We start from the raw sequence: 16796 nt of genomic DNA on the forward strand, positions 1-16796 counted from the left end.
AGATGACATGCTAGCTATTATGTATACATACACTATTTAAAACCATTTAATTTCCCTTATTTTAACACAAAAAACCAATCTGTAAGCGTCCCTACAGATTGGTTTGAAAATTAGCGAAAGCTAAAATTATTTTTGGATAGAAGCAACTACGCCAGCGCCTACAGTACGGCCACCCTCACGGATAGAGAATTTAGTACCTTCTTCAAGAGCGATTGGAGCGATAAGTTCAACTGTCATTTCGATGTTATCACCAGGCATTACCATTTCAACGCCTTCTGGTAAGTTACAGATACCTGTTACGTCAGTTGTACGGAAGTAGAACTGAGGACGGTAGTTAGAGAAGAATGGAGTATGACGGCCACCCTCTTCTTTTGATAAAACGTAAACTTCAGCTTTGAAGTTAGTGTGTGGAGTAATTGAACCTGGTTTAGCTAATACTTGACCACGTTGGATTTCTTCACGAGCAACACCACGTAGTAAAGCACCGATGTTGTCACCAGCTTCAGCATAGTCTAATAATTTACGGAACATTTCTACACCAGTTACAGTAGTAGATTTTGCTTCTTCAGCGATACCGATGATTTCAACTACGTCACCAACTTTAACTTGACCACGTTCAACACGGCCAGTTGCAACTGTACCACGACCAGTGATAGAGAATACGTCCTCTACTGGCATCATGAATGGTTTGTCAGTTTGACGTTCTGGAGTTGGGATGTAAGAATCTACAGCGTCCATTAATTCAACGATTTTTTCTTCCCATTCTGGTTCACCTTCAAGAGCTTTAAGAGCAGAACCTTTAATTACAGGAATATCGTCACCTGGGAAGTCATATTCAGATAGTAGATCACGGATTTCCATTTCTACTAATTCTAATAATTCTTCGTCATCAACCATATCACATTTGTTCATGAATACTACTAAGTATGGAACACCTACTTGACGAGATAAAAGGATGTGCTCACGAGTTTGTGGCATTGGGCCATCAGCAGCAGATACTACTAAGATACCGCCGTCCATTTGTGCAGCACCAGTGATCATGTTTTTAACATAGTCAGCGTGTCCTGGGCAGTCAACGTGTGCATAGTGACGAGTTTCTGTTTCATATTCTACGTGAGAAGTGTTGATTGTGATACCACGCTCTTTTTCTTCTGGAGCGTTATCGATGTCAGCGTATGATTTAGCTGTACCACCCATTTTTTTAGAAAGAACTGTAGCGATTGCAGCAGTTAAAGTAGTTTTACCATGGTCAACGTGTCCGATTGTACCAATGTTAGCATGCGTTTTAGAACGGTCAAATTTTTCTTTAGCCATTAGAGATTGCCTCCTCAAAATTATATGTTTTATTTTTGAAATTTATAGAATGAATGCCGACAGAGAACGGGCCCATCCCCTATCCTGCAATCATAGCTTACAAATTAGTTATACTTTATGCAAGATGAAAATTCAATTATTCACCTTTATTTTTTTTGATGATTTCAGCAGCAATTGATTTTGGTACTTCTTCATAATGATCGAATGTCATTGAGAATACACCACGACCTTGTGTTGCAGAACGAAGTGTTGTTGCATAACCAAACATTTCTGCTAAAGGAACCATTGCACGAACAACTTGTGAGTTACCACGAGCATCCATACCCTCAACGCGTCCGCGACGAGAAGTAATGTTACCCATAATATCGCCAAGGTATTCTTCTGGAATTACAACTTCTACTTTCATCATTGGTTCTAAGATAACAGCGTCACATAGTTTCGAAGCTTCTTTAAGAGCCATAGATGCAGCAATTTTGAACGCCATCTCATTCGAGTCAACGTCATGGTAAGAACCGAATACTAATTTCGCTTTAATGTCGATTAGAGGGTAACCAGCTACTACACCGCGGTCAAGAGAGTCACGAAGACCTGCTTCAACTGCAGGGATGTATTCACGAGGTATTACACCACCAACGATAGCGTTTTCGAATTCAAATCCTTTACCTTCTTCATTTGGAGAGAACTCAATCGTTACGTCTCCGTATTGTCCACGACCACCAGATTGGCGAGTGAATTTACCTTGAACTTTTGCAGAGCTACGGAATGTTTCACGGTAAGATACCATTGGAGCACCTACGTTAGCTTCTACTTTAAATTCACGGCGCATACGGTCAACTAAGATATCAAGGTGAAGTTCACCCATACCTGAGATGATTGTTTGTCCAGTTTCTGTGTCAGTATGAGCACGGAAAGTTGGATCCTCTTCTTGAAGTTTTTGTAAAGCTTGACCCATTTTATCTTGGTCAGCTTTTGATTTTGGTTCTACAGAAAGAGAAATTACTGGCTCAGGGAACTCCATTGATTCAAGAATAACTAGGTTCTTCTCGTCACAAAGAGTATCACCAGTAGTAGTGTCTTTAAGACCTACTGCTGCTGCGATGTCCCCAGCAAATACTTTTGAAATCTCTTCACGAGAGTTAGCGTGCATTTGTAGGATACGACCTACACGCTCACGTTTACCTTTAGAAGAGTTTTGCACGTATGAACCTGAATCTAATGTTCCAGAGTACACACGGAAGAAAGTTAATTTACCTACGAATGGGTCAGTCATAACTTTGAATGCAAGAGCTGAGAATGGCTCTTCATCAGAAGATTTACGTTCTAACTCTTCGTCACCATCTACTGAAGTACCTTTGATTGCTGGTACATCAACTGGAGATGGTAAGTAATCGATAACAGCATTTAACATTGGACGTACGCCTTTGTGTTTGAATGCTGTACCACAGATTACTGGGTAGAATTCTACTGCGATTGTAGCACGACGGATTGCCGCTTTAAGTTCCGCAACAGTAATTTCTTCGCCTTCTAAATATTTTTCCATGATTTCTTCATCAACACTTGCAACAGCATCGATTAGTTTTTCACGGTATTCTTCAGCTTGTTCGCGGTATTCTTCAGGAATTTCTCCTTCAGTTACTGCTGTACCTTTTTCGTCGCCATAGAAAGTAGCTTTCATCTCAACTAGGTCGATGATTGCAGAGAACTGATCTTCAGCTCCGATAGGTAATTGGATAGGGTGAGCGTTTGCTTGTAAACGGTCATGTAGAGTTCCTACAGAATATAAGAAATCTGCTCCTGTTTTATCCATTTTATTAATGAATACAATACGTGGAACACCATAAGTTGTAGCTTGACGCCATACAGTTTCAGTTTGAGGCTCAACACCAGATTGAGCATCTAGTACTGTAACAGCACCGTCAAGTACGCGTAATGAACGTTCAACTTCTACAGTGAAGTCTACGTGTCCAGGAGTATCAATGATGTTTACACGGTGGCCTGCCCATTGGGCTGTTGTTGCAGCAGAAGTGATTGTAATACCACGTTCTTGCTCTTGCTCCATCCAGTCCATTTGAGAAGCGCCTTCATGAGTTTCACCGATTTTGTGAATCTTACCAGTGTAATAAAGGATACGCTCAGTTGTTGTTGTTTTACCAGCATCAATGTGAGCCATGATCCCAATATTACGAGTATTCTCAAGTGAGAATTCGCGTTTCATAGGAAATTTCTCCTTCCATATTGGGGTAAAGACTGTATAAGAGACCTTGTGTTAGCCTGTTAGCTAACACATAGGCTAAATTACCAACGGTAGTGAGCGAATGCTTTGTTCGCTTCTGCCATTTTGTGCATGTCTTCACGTTTCTTAACTGATGCACCAGTGTTGTTAGAAGCATCAAGAATTTCGTTAGCTAAACGTTCTTCCATAGTTTTTTCACCACGAAGACGAGAGTAGTTAACTAGGTAACGAAGACCTAAAGTTGTACGACGTTCTGGACGTACTTCAACCGGTACTTGGTAGTTAGAACCACCAACACGGCGAGCGCGAACTTCAAGAACTGGCATTACGTTATTTAGAGCAGCTTCGAATACTTCAATTGGATTTTCACCAGAACGTTCTTTAACAAGTTCGAACGCACCGTATAAAATCTTTTGAGAAGTACCTCTTTTACCATCAACCATCATTTTATTGATTAAACGAGTTACTAGTTTTGAACTATAAATTGGATCTGGTAACACGTCACGTTTGGAAACAGGACCTTTACGAGGCATGTGTTTTCCTCCTTTCGAATAGTTATCGATTATTTTATAAAGTTGGCCTTATCGTATTTGTCGATCAAATATCAAATCTGCTAGCAAGATTCGATATTTGTGACAATTAGTATGAGGCTTAGTATTAAATAACGTTATCTAACGTTAAATTATTTTTTTTCTTTAGGGCGTTTTGTTCCGTATTTAGAACGTGATTGTAAACGACCGTTTACACCAGCTGTATCAAGAGCTCCACGTACGATATGGTAACGAACACCCGCTAAGTCTTTTACGCGTCCGCCACGGATAAGAACAACACTGTGCTCTTGTAAGTTGTGGCCTTCACCTGGGATATAAGCTGTAACCTCAATTTGGTTAGTTAAACGTACACGAGCGTATTTACGTAACGCTGAGTTCGGTTTACGAGGTGTCATTGTACCAACACGAGTACAAACACCGCGTTTTTGTGGTGATTTAACATCAGTTAAAGATTTTTTAAATGAGTTATATCCTTTGTTTAACGCTGGTGATTTTGATTTCGTGATTTTAGATTGACGAGGCTTACGTACTAATTGGTTAATTGTAGGCATCGATATTTCCTCCCTTCATTTATTCCTTGTTAATACCACACATCCAGGTGGTTCATTTTTTGGGTAAAAACAAAGTCTTTGTGTTTAATACACAAAAACTACTCTACAGTAATTGCAACTACCGCAGCTCCAACATGGATTCCACAGGCCTTGCCCAGTTCCTTTTTTGACTCAACAAGAATAACTGGTATACCGATTTCTCTCGCGAAAGATATGGCCGAATCGGTTACCCAATTGTCTGCATCAAGTGCCACAAGAAGTTCTTTCACTGAACCGGCTTGCATTGCTTTTACTGCTTGCTTTGTACCTATGATTGTTTGACTAGCCCTTACTCTATCATAAGACATTTTCATATCCTCCGAAGTACAGACAGTTAACTATCAACCTTCAATATATTATCATTACTCATTTACACTGTCAACTAATATCTTTAAAAAGTCCGAAGAGACGGTGGAATTCCATCTCTTCGGTCCTATTTTAATGTCTATTCAGCAGAAACGCCTTCTGTGTCAAGCTCATCTTTTTCGATGCGGATTTGACGGTAACGTTGCATACCAGTACCCGCCGGAACAAGTTTACCGATAATTACGTTCTCTTTTAATCCAAGAAGCTCATCACGTTTACCCTTAATTGCTGCATCTGTTAATACACGTGTTGTTTCTTGGAACGATGCTGCAGATAAGAATGATTCTGTTTCAAGAGAAGCTTTTGTAATACCCAGGATAACAGGACGACAAGTTGCAGGATTTTTGCCACTCATGACAGCATCTGCGTTTGCCTCTGCAAATTGGTGGATATCTAGTAATGAACCTGGTAATAAATCTGTATCTCCAGCTTCAATTACACGTACTTTACGAAGCATTTGGCGGACCATTACCTCGATATGTTTATCACCAATTTCTACCCCTTGCATACGGTATACTTTTTGAACTTCTTTTAATAAATATTCTTGAACAGTTGAAACGTCTTTGACTTTTAACAATTGTTTTGGATCGATAGAACCCTCTGTTAAAACTTGACCACGTTCTACATTATCACCTTCGATAACTTTTAAACGTGCATTATAAGGTGCTTGATATTTACGAGTTTCTACGTCACCTTGAATAGTGATTTCTTTTAAGCCTTCACGAATTTCTGTGATATCTGAAACAGTACCTTCGATTTCTGAAATAACAGATTGACCTTTTGGATTACGTGCTTCAAAGATCTCTTGGATACGTGGAAGACCTTGTGTAATATCATCTCCGGCAACCCCACCTGTATGGAATGTACGCATTGTTAATTGTGTACCTGGTTCACCAATTGATTGAGCCGCAATAATACCAACTGCTTCCCCAACTTCAACCTTTTCACCTGTTGCCAAGTTCATGCCGTAACATTTTTTACATACGCCATGTTTTGTATTACATGTAAATGCTGAGCGGATTGTCACTTCTTCAATACCAGTCTCGATAATTACACGAGCGATATCTTGGTCAATTAAACCGTCTTTTGCAAGAATAACTTCACCAGTTTCAGGGTGGAAGATTGTTTTCTTCGTATGACGACCAACAATACGTTCATCTAGAGCCTCGATTAGTTCTGTGCCTTCCATTAATGCACCAATCGTTAAGCCACGGTCAGTACCACAGTCATCTTCACGGACAATAACATCCTGTGCAACGTCAACAAGACGACGCGTTAAGTAACCTGAATCGGCAGTTTTTAGGGCTGTATCGGCAAGACCTTTACGAGCACCGTGAGTTGAGATGAAGTACTCTAATACTGTTAAACCTTCACGGAATGAAGATTTGATTGGAAGTTCGATGATACGACCAGCCGGGTTGGCCATCAGACCACGCATACCAGCTAACTGAGTAAAGTTAGATGCGTTACCACGGGCACCTGAATCAGACATCATGAAAATTGGGTTTGTTTTCTCAAGTGACTTCATCAGTTTCGCTTGAATTTCATCTTTTGCAGCACTCCAGCTTGAGATTACACGATCATAGCGCTCATCCTCTGTAATGAAACCACGACGGAATTGTGCTTGAACTTTATCTACTTTCTCTTGAGCTTCTGCTAAAATTTCACCTTTATCAGGTAATACCACGATATCAGATACACCTACAGTAATACCCGCACGTGTTGAATATTTGAAACCTAGGTTTTTCATACGGTCAAGCATTTTAGATGTTTCAGTAATGTGGAAACGTTTAAATACTTCAGCAATGATATTTCCTAGGAATTTCTTACGGAATGGATTTACAACAGGGACTGATGCAAAGTATTTGCGCAATACAGCTGTACGTTGTGCATCAATTTTCCCTTTTTCATCTAAGTTATTATAAGCACTATCTGATTCAAGCTCTTTTAGTGTTTCTTCATCAATTGTTAACTTAGCGAAGTATTTTTCAGGTGTTACTTGCTCTAAGTTGAAATCAGTTGGCTCATTAATATAAGGGAATGATTTTGGCAAGATTTCATTAAAGATTACTTTACCAACAGTTGTTAATAAGAACATATTATTTTGTTCTTCCGTGAATGTTGGATTATTTAATGAACTTGCTTTAATCGCGATACGTGTATGCAAGTGTACATGACCTGTATCATATGCAATTAAAACTTCGTTTGGACCATAGAAAACAGTACCCTCACCACGTGCGTCTTCACGTTCAAGAGTTAAGTAGTAGTTTCCTAATACCATATCTTGAGAAGGTGTAACAACAGGTTTACCGTCTTTTGGATTCAGGATGTTTTGTGCAGCAAGCATTAGAAGACGAGCTTCTGCTTGAGCTTCTGCTGATAATGGTACGTGAACCGCCATTTGGTCACCATCGAAGTCAGCGTTGTAGGCTGTACATACTAATGGGTGAAGACGGATAGCACGACCTTCAACTAGTGTTGGTTCAAATGCTTGAATACCAAGACGGTGAAGCGTTGGTGCACGGTTTAATAATACTGGGTGCTCACGGATAACATCTTCTAAAACGTCCCATACATCGTTGTTTAAACGTTCGATTTTACGTTTAGCAGATTTAATGTTATGAGCAAGACCACGTTCTACTAATTCTTTCATAACGAATGGCTTAAATAACTCGATAGCCATTTCTTTTGGTAAACCACATTGGTACATTTTTAAGTTTGGACCTACTACGATAACGGAACGACCAGAATAGTCAACACGTTTACCAAGTAGATTTTGACGGAAACGACCTTGTTTACCTTTCAACATATGTGAAAGTGATTTTAATGGACGGTTACCAGGGCCTGTTACAGGACGTCCGCGACGACCATTATCGATTAATGCGTCAACAGCTTCTTGTAACATACGTTTTTCGTTTTGTACGATGATGCTTGGAGCACCTAAATCTAATAAACGTTTTAAACGGTTATTACGATTAATTACACGACGGTATAAATCGTTTAAATCTGAAGTCGCGAAACGACCACCATCTAATTGCACCATTGGACGAAGCTCTGGTGGAATAACAGGTAGTACATCCAGAATCATCCATTCAGGTGAGTTTCCTGAGTTACGGAAAGATTCAACAACTTCTAGACGTTTAATGGCACGAGTACGTCTTTGACCTTGAGCAGACTTTAACTCTTCTTTTAAAGATTGTGTTTCATCTTCTAGATCAATTTTGCCTAATAATTTTTTGATTGCTTCTGCACCCATTGATGCTTCGAATGTGTTTCCGAATTTTTCACGGTATGCACGGTATTCTTTTTCAGAAAGTAATTGTTTACTTTCTAAATTAGTAGCACCTGCATCAATCACAACGTATGAAGCGAAATAAATAACTTCTTCAAGGGCACGAGGTGACATATCTAAAATTAGACCCATACGGCTAGGAATACCTTTGAAGTACCAGATATGAGAAACTGGTGCTGCTAATTCGATATGTCCCATACGTTCACGACGAACTTTAGCGCGTGTTACTTCAACACCACAGCGGTCACAAACGACGCCTTTATAGCGTACACGTTTATATTTACCACAATGACATTCCCAATCCTTAGTTGGACCAAAGATACGTTCACAGAATAAACCATCTTTTTCTGGTTTTAATGTACGGTAGTTAATTGTTTCAGGCTTTTTAACCTCACCATATGACCAAGAACGAATCTTGTCAGGGGATGCTAAACCGATTTTCATATATTCAAATTCATTAACGTCTATCAAGGAGCCTACCTCCCTCTAGTATAGGTCTTTATAAAGACTCTTTTACGCAGCTCGATAATCGCTTGCAAAGAATTGTTTCTTTGGCAAAGGATTAGAAATAGAATGATTTATTAAAAGAAAAAGCCAGGCAGGGCGTTAAATCCTGCCCGGCTAATTTGAAAAATAAGTTTGACCTTATTCACGATTGTGAATTTGGGTTTCCATTATTCAAAAGACTCTACTGGCTCTTCTTCTGTATCTGGCTGTGGTGCAATGTTAAGTGCATCAGCTGGTTGAAGATCTTCTTCTTCGTCTAAATCGCGAAGCTCTACTTCTTCATCATTAACTGTTAACATCTTAACATCCATACCAAGAGATTGGAGTTCTTTAATCAATACTTTGAATGACTCAGGAACACCTGGCTCTGGTACACTTTCACCTTTAACGATGGCTTCATATGTTTTCACACGACCAACAACGTCATCGGATTTAACCGTTAGGATTTCTTGAAGTGTATATGCAGCACCGTATGCTTCAAGTGCCCATACTTCCATCTCACCAAAACGTTGTCCACCAAATTGCGCTTTACCACCAAGTGGTTGTTGCGTAACAAGTGAGTAAGGGCCAGTTGAACGCGCGTGAAGTTTATCATCAACCATGTGAGCAAGTTTGATCATGTACATGATCCCAACAGATACACGGTTATCAAATGGTTCACCAGAACGTCCATCATACAGGATTGTTTTACCATCACGGTTCATCCCTGCTTCTTCCATTGTTTCCCAAACGTCTTCTTCATTAGCTCCATCAAATACTGGTGTTGCCATATGAACGCCTAGGTAGCGAGAAGCCATACCTAAGTGTAACTCTAAAACTTGTCCGATATTCATACGAGAAGGTACACCAAGTGGATTTAACATGATATCAACAGGCGTGCCATCTGGCATGAACGGCATATCTTCTTCCGGTAAGATACGAGAGATAACCCCTTTGTTACCATGACGTCCGGCCATTTTGTCCCCAACACGTATTTTACGTTTTTGAACAATGTAAGCACGAACTAATTGGTTAACACCTGGTGGTAATTCATCGCCATCTTCACGGTTAAATACTTTCACATCAAGAATGATACCGCCAGCACCATGTGGTACACGTAATGATGTATCACGAACCTCACGAGCCTTTTCACCGAAGATTGCATGTAATAAACGCTCTTCAGCAGTTAATTCTGTAACCCCTTTAGGTGTTACTTTCCCTACAAGAATATCACCGTCACGTACTTCCGCACCAATGCGGATGATTCCACGTTCGTCTAGGTTACGAAGTGCATCTTCCCCAACGTTAGGAATATCACGAGTGATTTCTTCAGGCCCAAGCTTTGTATCACGAGACTCTGATTCATATTCTTCAATATGAACAGATGTATAGACATCGTCTTTTACAAGGCGCTCACTCATAATAACAGCATCCTCATAGTTAAAACCGTTCCAAGTCATGAATGCAACCAATACGTTACGTCCAAGAGCTAGTTCGCCTTTTTCCATTGATGGACCATCTGCTAATATATCACGAGGCTTCACACGTTCGCCAACTTTTACAAGTGGACGTTGGTTATATGAAGTACCTTGGTTTGAACGAATGAACTTTTGTAATTTATATTTTGTTAAATCGCCTTTAACCTCTTTGCCGTCTACAACTTCAATGCGGCGAACATGGATAGAACGAGCTTCAACATGCTCAACAATACCATCATACTTCGCTACTACAGCTGCACCTGAATCACGCGCATCAACATGTTCCATACCAGTACCAACGAATGGTGCTTCTGGGTTAAGAAGTGGAACTGCTTGACGTTGCATGTTGGCACCCATAAGTGCACGGTTCGAGTCATCGTTTTCTAAGAACGGGATACATGCAGTCGCTGCAGAGACTACTTGTTTAGGCGATACATCCATGTAGTCCATTTGCGCTTTATTGAATACAGTGTTATCCCCACGGAAACGACCTACAACTTCATCATTAGCAAAAGTACCATCTGGATTTAACGATGAATTTGCTTGTGCTACATAGTAGTTATCTTCTTCATCAGCTGTTAAATAATCAATTTGTTCAGTTACTCGACCTGTTTCGTGGTCAATACGACGATAAGGTGTCTCAATGAAACCAAATTTATTTACTTTGGCAAATGAAGATAATGAGTTGATTAAACCAATGTTTGGACCCTCTGGTGTCTCGATTGGACACATACGACCATAGTGAGAATAGTGAACGTCACGTACTTCGAAACCAGCACGCTCACGCGTTAAACCACCAGGACCTAATGCAGATAAACGACGTTTATGCGTTAACTCTGCTAATGGGTTTGTTTGGTCCATGAATTGTGATAATTGAGAGCTTCCGAAAAACTCTTTAATTGACGCAATCACTGGACGGATATTGATTAATTGTTGTGGTACGATTGCAGCTGTGTCGTTAATTGACATACGCTCACGTACTACACGTTCCATACGAGACAAACCAATACGGAATTGGTTTTGTAGTAACTCACCAACAGAACGTAGGCGACGGTTACCTAAATGGTCAATATCATCTGTTGCTCCTACTTGGTAAAGTAAGTTGAAGAAATAACTTACTGAAGATAAAACATCAGCAGGAGTAATATTCTTCACTTCTTCATCAATGTACGCATTACCAATGATATTAATTTCTTTTTGCGCTTCATCTTTTGGAGCATAAATCTTAATAGATTGGATGGTTACATCATCTTCAAGCACTCCACCGACTTGTGATAAAGTGCGGTAACCAATACCTTTTGATGAATCTTCTAGGTAAGGTAGGATTTTATCTAAAGTACGACGATCTAGTACAGTACCTTTTTCTACTAAAATTTCGCCTGTTTCTGGATCTACAAGCGTTTCAGCAATCGTTTGATTGAATAAACGATTTTTAATGTGAAGCTTTTTATTCATTTTGTAGCGACCAACATTCGCTAAATCATAACGTTTTGCATCGAAGAAACGAGAGTATAATAAACTTTTCGCACTTTCTACTGTTGGTGGCTCACCTGGACGTAAACGTTCGTAGATTTCTAAAAGTGCTTTTTCTGTACTTTCAGAGTTATCTTTTTCTAACGTATTACGTAAATACTCGTTATCACCGATAATATCGATAATTTCTTGGTCTGAACCGAAACCTAACGCACGTAGTAACACTGTTACTGGTAGCTTACGAGTACGATCAATTCGCACATAAACTACGTCTTTGGCATCAGTTTCATACTCTAGCCAAGCACCGCGGTTTGGAATTACTGTAGCTCCAAAACCTTTTTTACCGTTTTTATCAGTTTTATCATGGAAATACACACTTGGTGAACGAACTAATTGTGAAACGATAACACGTTCAGCACCGTTGATAATGAACGTACCTGTTTCTGTCATTAACGGGAAATCACCCATGAAGACATCTTGTTCTTTCACTTCGTCTGTTTCTTTGTTGTAAAGACGTACTTTCACACGTAATGGAGCTGCGTAAGTAACATCTCGCTCTTTACATTCATCAACATCATATTTAGGATCACCTAATGAATAATCGATGAATTCTAATGAAAGATTACCTGTAAAGTCCTCGATCGGCGAAATGTCACGGAACATTTCACGTAAACCTTCTTCAAGGAACCACTCGTAAGACGCCGTTTGAATCTCAATCAGATTTGGAAGCTCAAGCACCTCTTTAATACGCGCAAAGCTTCTACGCTGGCGGTGTTGTCCGTACTGAACTAGTTGACCTGTCAACTCATTCACCCCTCAATAAAGCGATATTAGGTCTTTGCAAATTCATACAAATAGTGTATGATTTCGAAAGACAAAAAGAAAACGAGTCTTCAAAAAGATCTCATTTTCGGTTAACTAAACTTATCTTGGCAAGTATACCCATATTAAAACATTTCTATACAAAAAGGGCATACGACCTCAAAATAATATTTTTGCATTGTATCATATTATCATAGCCGATTTGTCAAGTCAATAAATTATACATATTTCATTTATTTTTTTGCGCGTACTATCCAGTACCCTTTTTTCTTTTCTACAATATCGACTTCTGAAAACTTTTCTTCCAAGTAACTTACTGTCGATGGCGCTCCTTGTTTCTTCTGAATGACTATCCAAAGCTCACCCGAAGACACTAGTCGATCGTAAGCTCCATCGTAAAAGCGGAAAATCGTTTCCTTCCCCGCACGAATTGGTGGATTCGTTAAGATAGCTGCTGCTTCTACATCTTTATCAACCATCGATAGGCCGTCACTCACAAATATTCGCACATTTTGAACACCGTTCACTTGCGCATTTTTTTGCGAAAGCGCAACTGCACGTTCATTTATATCCATCATAAAAACGGTACGATCTGGATTAGTTTTGGCAATCGATAACCCTATCGGCCCATATCCACAACCTACATCAAAAATCGCACCATCAATATCAGGCATTTGAAAAGCGTCTATTAAAACACGGGATCCAAAATCTACTTCACTTTTACTAAATACACCTGCATCCGTTTCAAATGAAAACGTATGCCCTAGTAACTTGAATGTCCAGTGACGTGGTTTACTTTCAGTTTGAGGCTTACTTGTATAATAGTGATCTGACATTTTCACGCCTCCTCAGAATGAAGAAAAAAGCTCGCCAAAATGACGAGCTTTCCTTTTGTTAAAAAGTAACGCGAGATTACTTAACTTCTACAGATGCGCCAACTTCTTCAAGTTTAACTTTGATTGCTTCAGCTTCATCTTTAGAAACGCCTTCTTTAAGAGCTTTAGGAGCGTTATCTACTACTTCTTTAGCTTCTTTAAGACCTAAACCAGTGATTTCACGAACCACTTTGATTACTTTGATTTTTTCTGCACCAGCAGATGCTAATACTACGTCAAATTCTGTTTTTTCTTCAGCTGCAGCAGCACCGCCAGCAACTACTGCTACTGGAGCAGCAGCTGTTACACCGAATTCTTCTTCGATAGCTTTTACTAAATCGTTTAATTCAAGAACTGTCATAGCTTTGATAGCTTCTAAGATTTGCTCTTTATTCATTATAATTTCCTCCTAATTGGATAATGTTTTATTTTTTGCGGTCATGCCGCAGAAGTTTTAGTGCGTATTAAATTACGCGCCTTGTTCTTCTTTTTGTTCTGCAACAGCTTTTGTTGCAAGCGCGAAGTTACGCACTGGAGCTTGAAGTACAGATAAAAGCATAGAAAGTAGACCTTCGCGTGATGGAAGTTCTGCAAGTGCTTTAACATCTTCAACAGAAGAGATAGTACCTTCAATAATACCCGCTTTAATTTCTAAAGCTTCGTTTTTCTTAGCGAACTCATTGATGATTTTAGCAGGAGCTACAACATCTTCATTTGAGAACGCAATTGCGTTAGGACCAACTAATACTTCGTTGATTCCTTCAAGGCCAGCAGCTTCAGCAGCACGACGAGTTAAAGTGTTTTTGTAAACTTTGAACTCAACGCCAGCTTCACGAAGTTGTTTACGAAGCTCAGTTACTTGTGCAACATTAAGACCACGGTAATCCACAACTACTACAGAAGCAGCGCCTTGGAATTTTTCAGTAATCTCTTGAACTTGTACTTGTTTGTTTTCGATTGCTTTGCTCATGATGACACCTCCTATTAGAATGGGTCATTTATACCGACAAAAGAAAAGCCTCCGAGTCAAATAGACACAGAGGCTGAAAGTCATCATCTTTAAATAAGAATCTGAATTCCGATGTCCTCGGTAGGAACATTAAGTGACAAGTCACTCCTACTGTCTACGGTACAAATGGATAATTCACAACAGCAACTATAGTATCACGTATAGCCACTATCGTCAATACATATATATAAATTATTTTACTACTACGTTAGAAGCGTCAACTTTAATAGCTGGACCCATTGTAGTTGTAATATTTACAGATTTCATGTAAGTACCTTTAGCTGCAGCAGGTTTTGCTTTTTGCACTACGTCAAAAACAGCTAAGAAGTTTTCTACTAATTTTTCTGCTGAGAAAGAAACTTTACCGATAGGAGCGTGGATAATACCAGCTTTATCAGCACGGTATTCTACTTTACCAGCTTTGATTTCTTCGATAGCTTTTGTTACATCAAAAGTAACTGTACCAGTTTTAGGGTTTGGCATTAAACCTTTAGGTCCTAATACACGACCAAGTTTACCAACTTCGCCCATCATGTCAGGAGTTGCTACGATTACATCAAAGTCAAACCAACCTTGTTGGATTTTTTGGATGTATTCTGCATCGCCTACATAGTCAGCACCAGCTGCTTCAGCTTCTTTAAGTTTTTCACCTTTTGCGAATACTAATACGCGTTGAGTTTTACCAGTACCGTTTGGTAGCACTACTGCACCACGGATTTGTTGGTCGTTTTTACGAGTATCAATACCTAAACGGAAAGCAACTTCTACAGTAGCGTCGAAGTTTACTGTGCTAGTTTTTTGAGCAAGTTCGATTGCTTCTTGTGCATTGTATAGTGAGTTACGATCAATTAACTTTACTGCATCTTGCAGTTTTTTACCTTTTTTAGCCATTATATATTTCCTCCTTGATTGTGGTTATAGCGGATTTTACCTCCCACGAATAAAGGTTGCGTGTTCACAAAGAAACTTCGCAACCTTCCAAAAAACAAAACATCAAGTAAATGGGATTAGTCTTCGATAACAATACCCATGCTTCGTGCAGTACCTTCAACCATTAACATAGCAGCTTCCACTGAAGCAGCGTTAAGGTCTGGCATTTTAGTTTCAGCGATTTCGCGAACTTTATCACGTTTAACCGTTGCCACTTTTTTACGGTTTGGTTCACCAGATCCAGATTGGATACCAGCTGCTACTTTAAGTAGAACTGCTGCAGGTGGAGTTTTTGTAATGAAAGTGAAAGAACGATCTTCGAATACTGAAATTTCAACTGGAATAATAAGACCAGCTTGATCAGCAGTACGCGCATTGAATTCCTTACAGAATCCCATGATGTTCACACCCGCTTGACCTAATGCAGGACCAACCGGTGGAGCTGGGTTAGCTTTACCAGCAGGGATTTGAAGTTTTACAACTTTAATAACTTTTTTAGCCACGAGACACACCTCCTTAAGTCCGTGATGTGGTAATTGGGTTGCCCCTCCCACTCAATATCTGTCTGTCAGCTAATTGCCGATAACATTAAAATTATCATTACAGACGTCAAACAAAAGTATGACAGTCTGACCTATGAAATGATACCACTTTTAATTTTTTTAAGCAAGTAGTAATTAACAAAATCTGCGAAACATCTACCAATTAGCATGTAACATTCTATTGTTAGAACTATAACTTTTGAACTTGTTCGAAATCTAGTTCCATAATTGTTTCGCGTCCAAACATATCAACCGTCACTTTTATTTTGCCTTTTTCTGTGTCAATTTCTTCAACACGCCCTTGGAAATGAGCAAACGGCCCTTCTAATACTTCCACTGCTTCACCAACAGTAATATCCACTTCTACAACTTTATCAGTCATACCCATTTGTTGCAGTAGACGATCCGCTTCTTCTGGTAATAAAGGTGTTGGTTTTGCTCCTCCACCAGACGAACCGATAAAGCCCGTAACACCAGGCGTATTTCGAACTACATACCAAGAGTCATCTGTCATGATTAACTCTACTAACACATAACCAGGGAAAACTTTACGCATCATTGTACGTTTTTTCCCATCTTTCATTTCTGTTTCTTCATGCTCAGGAACAATCACACGGAAGATTTTATCTTGCATTCCCATTGTTTCTACACGTTTCTCTAGGTTTGCTTTTACACGGTTTTCATACCCTGAATACGTATGAACAACATACCAATTTTTCTCCATAACTACTAGGACTTCTCGTCCGTCCCTCCCTTACAAATAAAAGTGAAAATGAATCGCGATACGCTCAATGCATTTTTACTCTTTTCACAAACATCTCATTAGAAAAATATA

The 16796-nt window shown here is 39.5% G+C and carries 13 protein-coding genes and 1 other annotated feature; all 13 genes read right to left on the reverse strand.

Annotated elements, in window-relative coordinates; all coding sequences use genetic code 11:
* Nucleotides 1–126: 126 nt before the first annotated feature.
* The 13 genes from tuf to nusG all read right to left on the reverse strand — a co-directional run bounded on the left by tuf (nt 127) and on the right by nusG (nt 16685).
* A complete protein-coding gene (gene tuf, locus JTI58_RS08110) occupies nt 127–1314 on the reverse strand; it encodes an elongation factor Tu (RefSeq protein WP_004233614.1) in 1188 nt (395 codons plus the stop codon).
* A gap of 136 nt (nt 1315–1450) precedes the next feature.
* The gene (fusA, locus tag JTI58_RS08115) at nt 1451–3529 is read right to left on the reverse strand and encodes an elongation factor G (RefSeq protein WP_205446165.1); all 2079 of its coding nucleotides are present in this window, start codon (nt 3527–3529) and stop codon (nt 1451–1453) included.
* Between the two features lie 80 nt (nt 3530–3609).
* Nucleotides 3610–4080: a 30S ribosomal protein S7 gene (rpsG, locus tag JTI58_RS08120; RefSeq protein WP_155593039.1), complete on the reverse strand. Its 471-nt coding sequence runs from the start codon at nt 4078–4080 to the stop codon at nt 3610–3612.
* A 149-nt stretch (nt 4081–4229) separates the two neighbouring features.
* Nucleotides 4230–4649, reverse strand: coding sequence for a 30S ribosomal protein S12 (gene rpsL / locus JTI58_RS08125; RefSeq protein ID WP_010860613.1), 420 nt, complete (start codon nt 4647–4649; stop codon nt 4230–4232).
* A gap of 98 nt (nt 4650–4747) precedes the next feature.
* Nucleotides 4748–4996, reverse strand: coding sequence for a ribosomal L7Ae/L30e/S12e/Gadd45 family protein (locus JTI58_RS08130; RefSeq protein WP_205446166.1), 249 nt, complete (start codon nt 4994–4996; stop codon nt 4748–4750).
* 137 nt (nt 4997–5133) lie between these two features.
* Nucleotides 5134–8817, reverse strand: a complete 3684-nt coding sequence (gene rpoC / locus JTI58_RS08135; RefSeq protein ID WP_205446167.1) for a DNA-directed RNA polymerase subunit beta' — start codon at nt 8815–8817, stop codon at nt 5134–5136.
* A gap of 203 nt (nt 8818–9020) precedes the next feature.
* A complete protein-coding gene (rpoB, locus tag JTI58_RS08140) occupies nt 9021–12596 on the reverse strand; it encodes a DNA-directed RNA polymerase subunit beta (protein ID WP_205446168.1) in 3576 nt (1191 codons plus the stop codon).
* A 242-nt stretch (nt 12597–12838) separates the two neighbouring features.
* Nucleotides 12839–13441: a class I SAM-dependent methyltransferase gene (locus JTI58_RS08145; protein WP_205446169.1), complete on the reverse strand. Its 603-nt coding sequence runs from the start codon at nt 13439–13441 to the stop codon at nt 12839–12841.
* Nucleotides 13442–13517: 76 nt separating this feature from the next.
* The gene (gene rplL / locus JTI58_RS08150) at nt 13518–13877 is read right to left on the reverse strand and encodes a 50S ribosomal protein L7/L12 (RefSeq protein WP_205446170.1); all 360 of its coding nucleotides are present in this window, start codon (nt 13875–13877) and stop codon (nt 13518–13520) included.
* A gap of 72 nt (nt 13878–13949) precedes the next feature.
* A complete protein-coding gene (gene rplJ / locus JTI58_RS08155; protein ID WP_103119000.1) occupies nt 13950–14450 on the reverse strand; it encodes a 50S ribosomal protein L10 in 501 nt (166 codons plus the stop codon).
* Nucleotides 14451–14482: 32 nt separating this feature from the next.
* Nucleotides 14483–14628: a sequence feature (ribosomal protein L10 leader region), on the reverse strand.
* Nucleotides 14629–14681: 53 nt separating this feature from the next.
* Nucleotides 14682–15380: a 50S ribosomal protein L1 gene (gene rplA / locus JTI58_RS08160; protein WP_205446171.1), complete on the reverse strand. Its 699-nt coding sequence runs from the start codon at nt 15378–15380 to the stop codon at nt 14682–14684.
* A gap of 116 nt (nt 15381–15496) precedes the next feature.
* The gene (gene rplK / locus JTI58_RS08165; protein ID WP_004233593.1) at nt 15497–15922 is read right to left on the reverse strand and encodes a 50S ribosomal protein L11; all 426 of its coding nucleotides are present in this window, start codon (nt 15920–15922) and stop codon (nt 15497–15499) included.
* A 229-nt stretch (nt 15923–16151) separates the two neighbouring features.
* A complete protein-coding gene (nusG, locus tag JTI58_RS08170) occupies nt 16152–16685 on the reverse strand; it encodes a transcription termination/antitermination protein NusG (RefSeq protein ID WP_004233590.1) in 534 nt (177 codons plus the stop codon).
* Nucleotides 16686–16796 lie beyond the last annotated feature (111 nt).

The sequence above is a fragment of the Lysinibacillus fusiformis genome, assembly GCF_016925635.1.
GTDB lineage: Bacteria > Bacillota > Bacilli > Bacillales_A > Planococcaceae > Lysinibacillus > Lysinibacillus fusiformis_F.

Coding starts and splice junctions, on each gene's coding strand:
- rplA (WP_205446171.1), bottom strand. CDS start 15,380: ATGGCTAAAAAAGGTAAAAAACTGCAAGATGCAGTAAAGTTAATTGAT.
- nusG (WP_004233590.1), bottom strand. CDS start 16,685: ATGGAGAAAAATTGGTATGTTGTTCATACGTATTCAGGGTATGAAAAC.
- JTI58_RS08145 (WP_205446169.1), bottom strand. CDS start 13,441: ATGTCAGATCACTATTATACAAGTAAGCCTCAAACTGAAAGTAAACCA.
- tuf (WP_004233614.1), bottom strand. CDS start 1,314: ATGGCTAAAGAAAAATTTGACCGTTCTAAAACGCATGCTAACATTGGT.
- rpsL (WP_010860613.1), bottom strand. CDS start 4,649: ATGCCTACAATTAACCAATTAGTACGTAAGCCTCGTCAATCTAAAATC.
- JTI58_RS08130 (WP_205446166.1), bottom strand. CDS start 4,996: ATGTCTTATGATAGAGTAAGGGCTAGTCAAACAATCATAGGTACAAAG.
- rplL (WP_205446170.1), bottom strand. CDS start 13,877: ATGAATAAAGAGCAAATCTTAGAAGCTATCAAAGCTATGACAGTTCTT.
- rplJ (WP_103119000.1), bottom strand. CDS start 14,450: ATGAGCAAAGCAATCGAAAACAAACAAGTACAAGTTCAAGAGATTACT.
- rpsG (WP_155593039.1), bottom strand. CDS start 4,080: ATGCCTCGTAAAGGTCCTGTTTCCAAACGTGACGTGTTACCAGATCCA.
- fusA (WP_205446165.1), bottom strand. CDS start 3,529: ATGAAACGCGAATTCTCACTTGAGAATACTCGTAATATTGGGATCATG.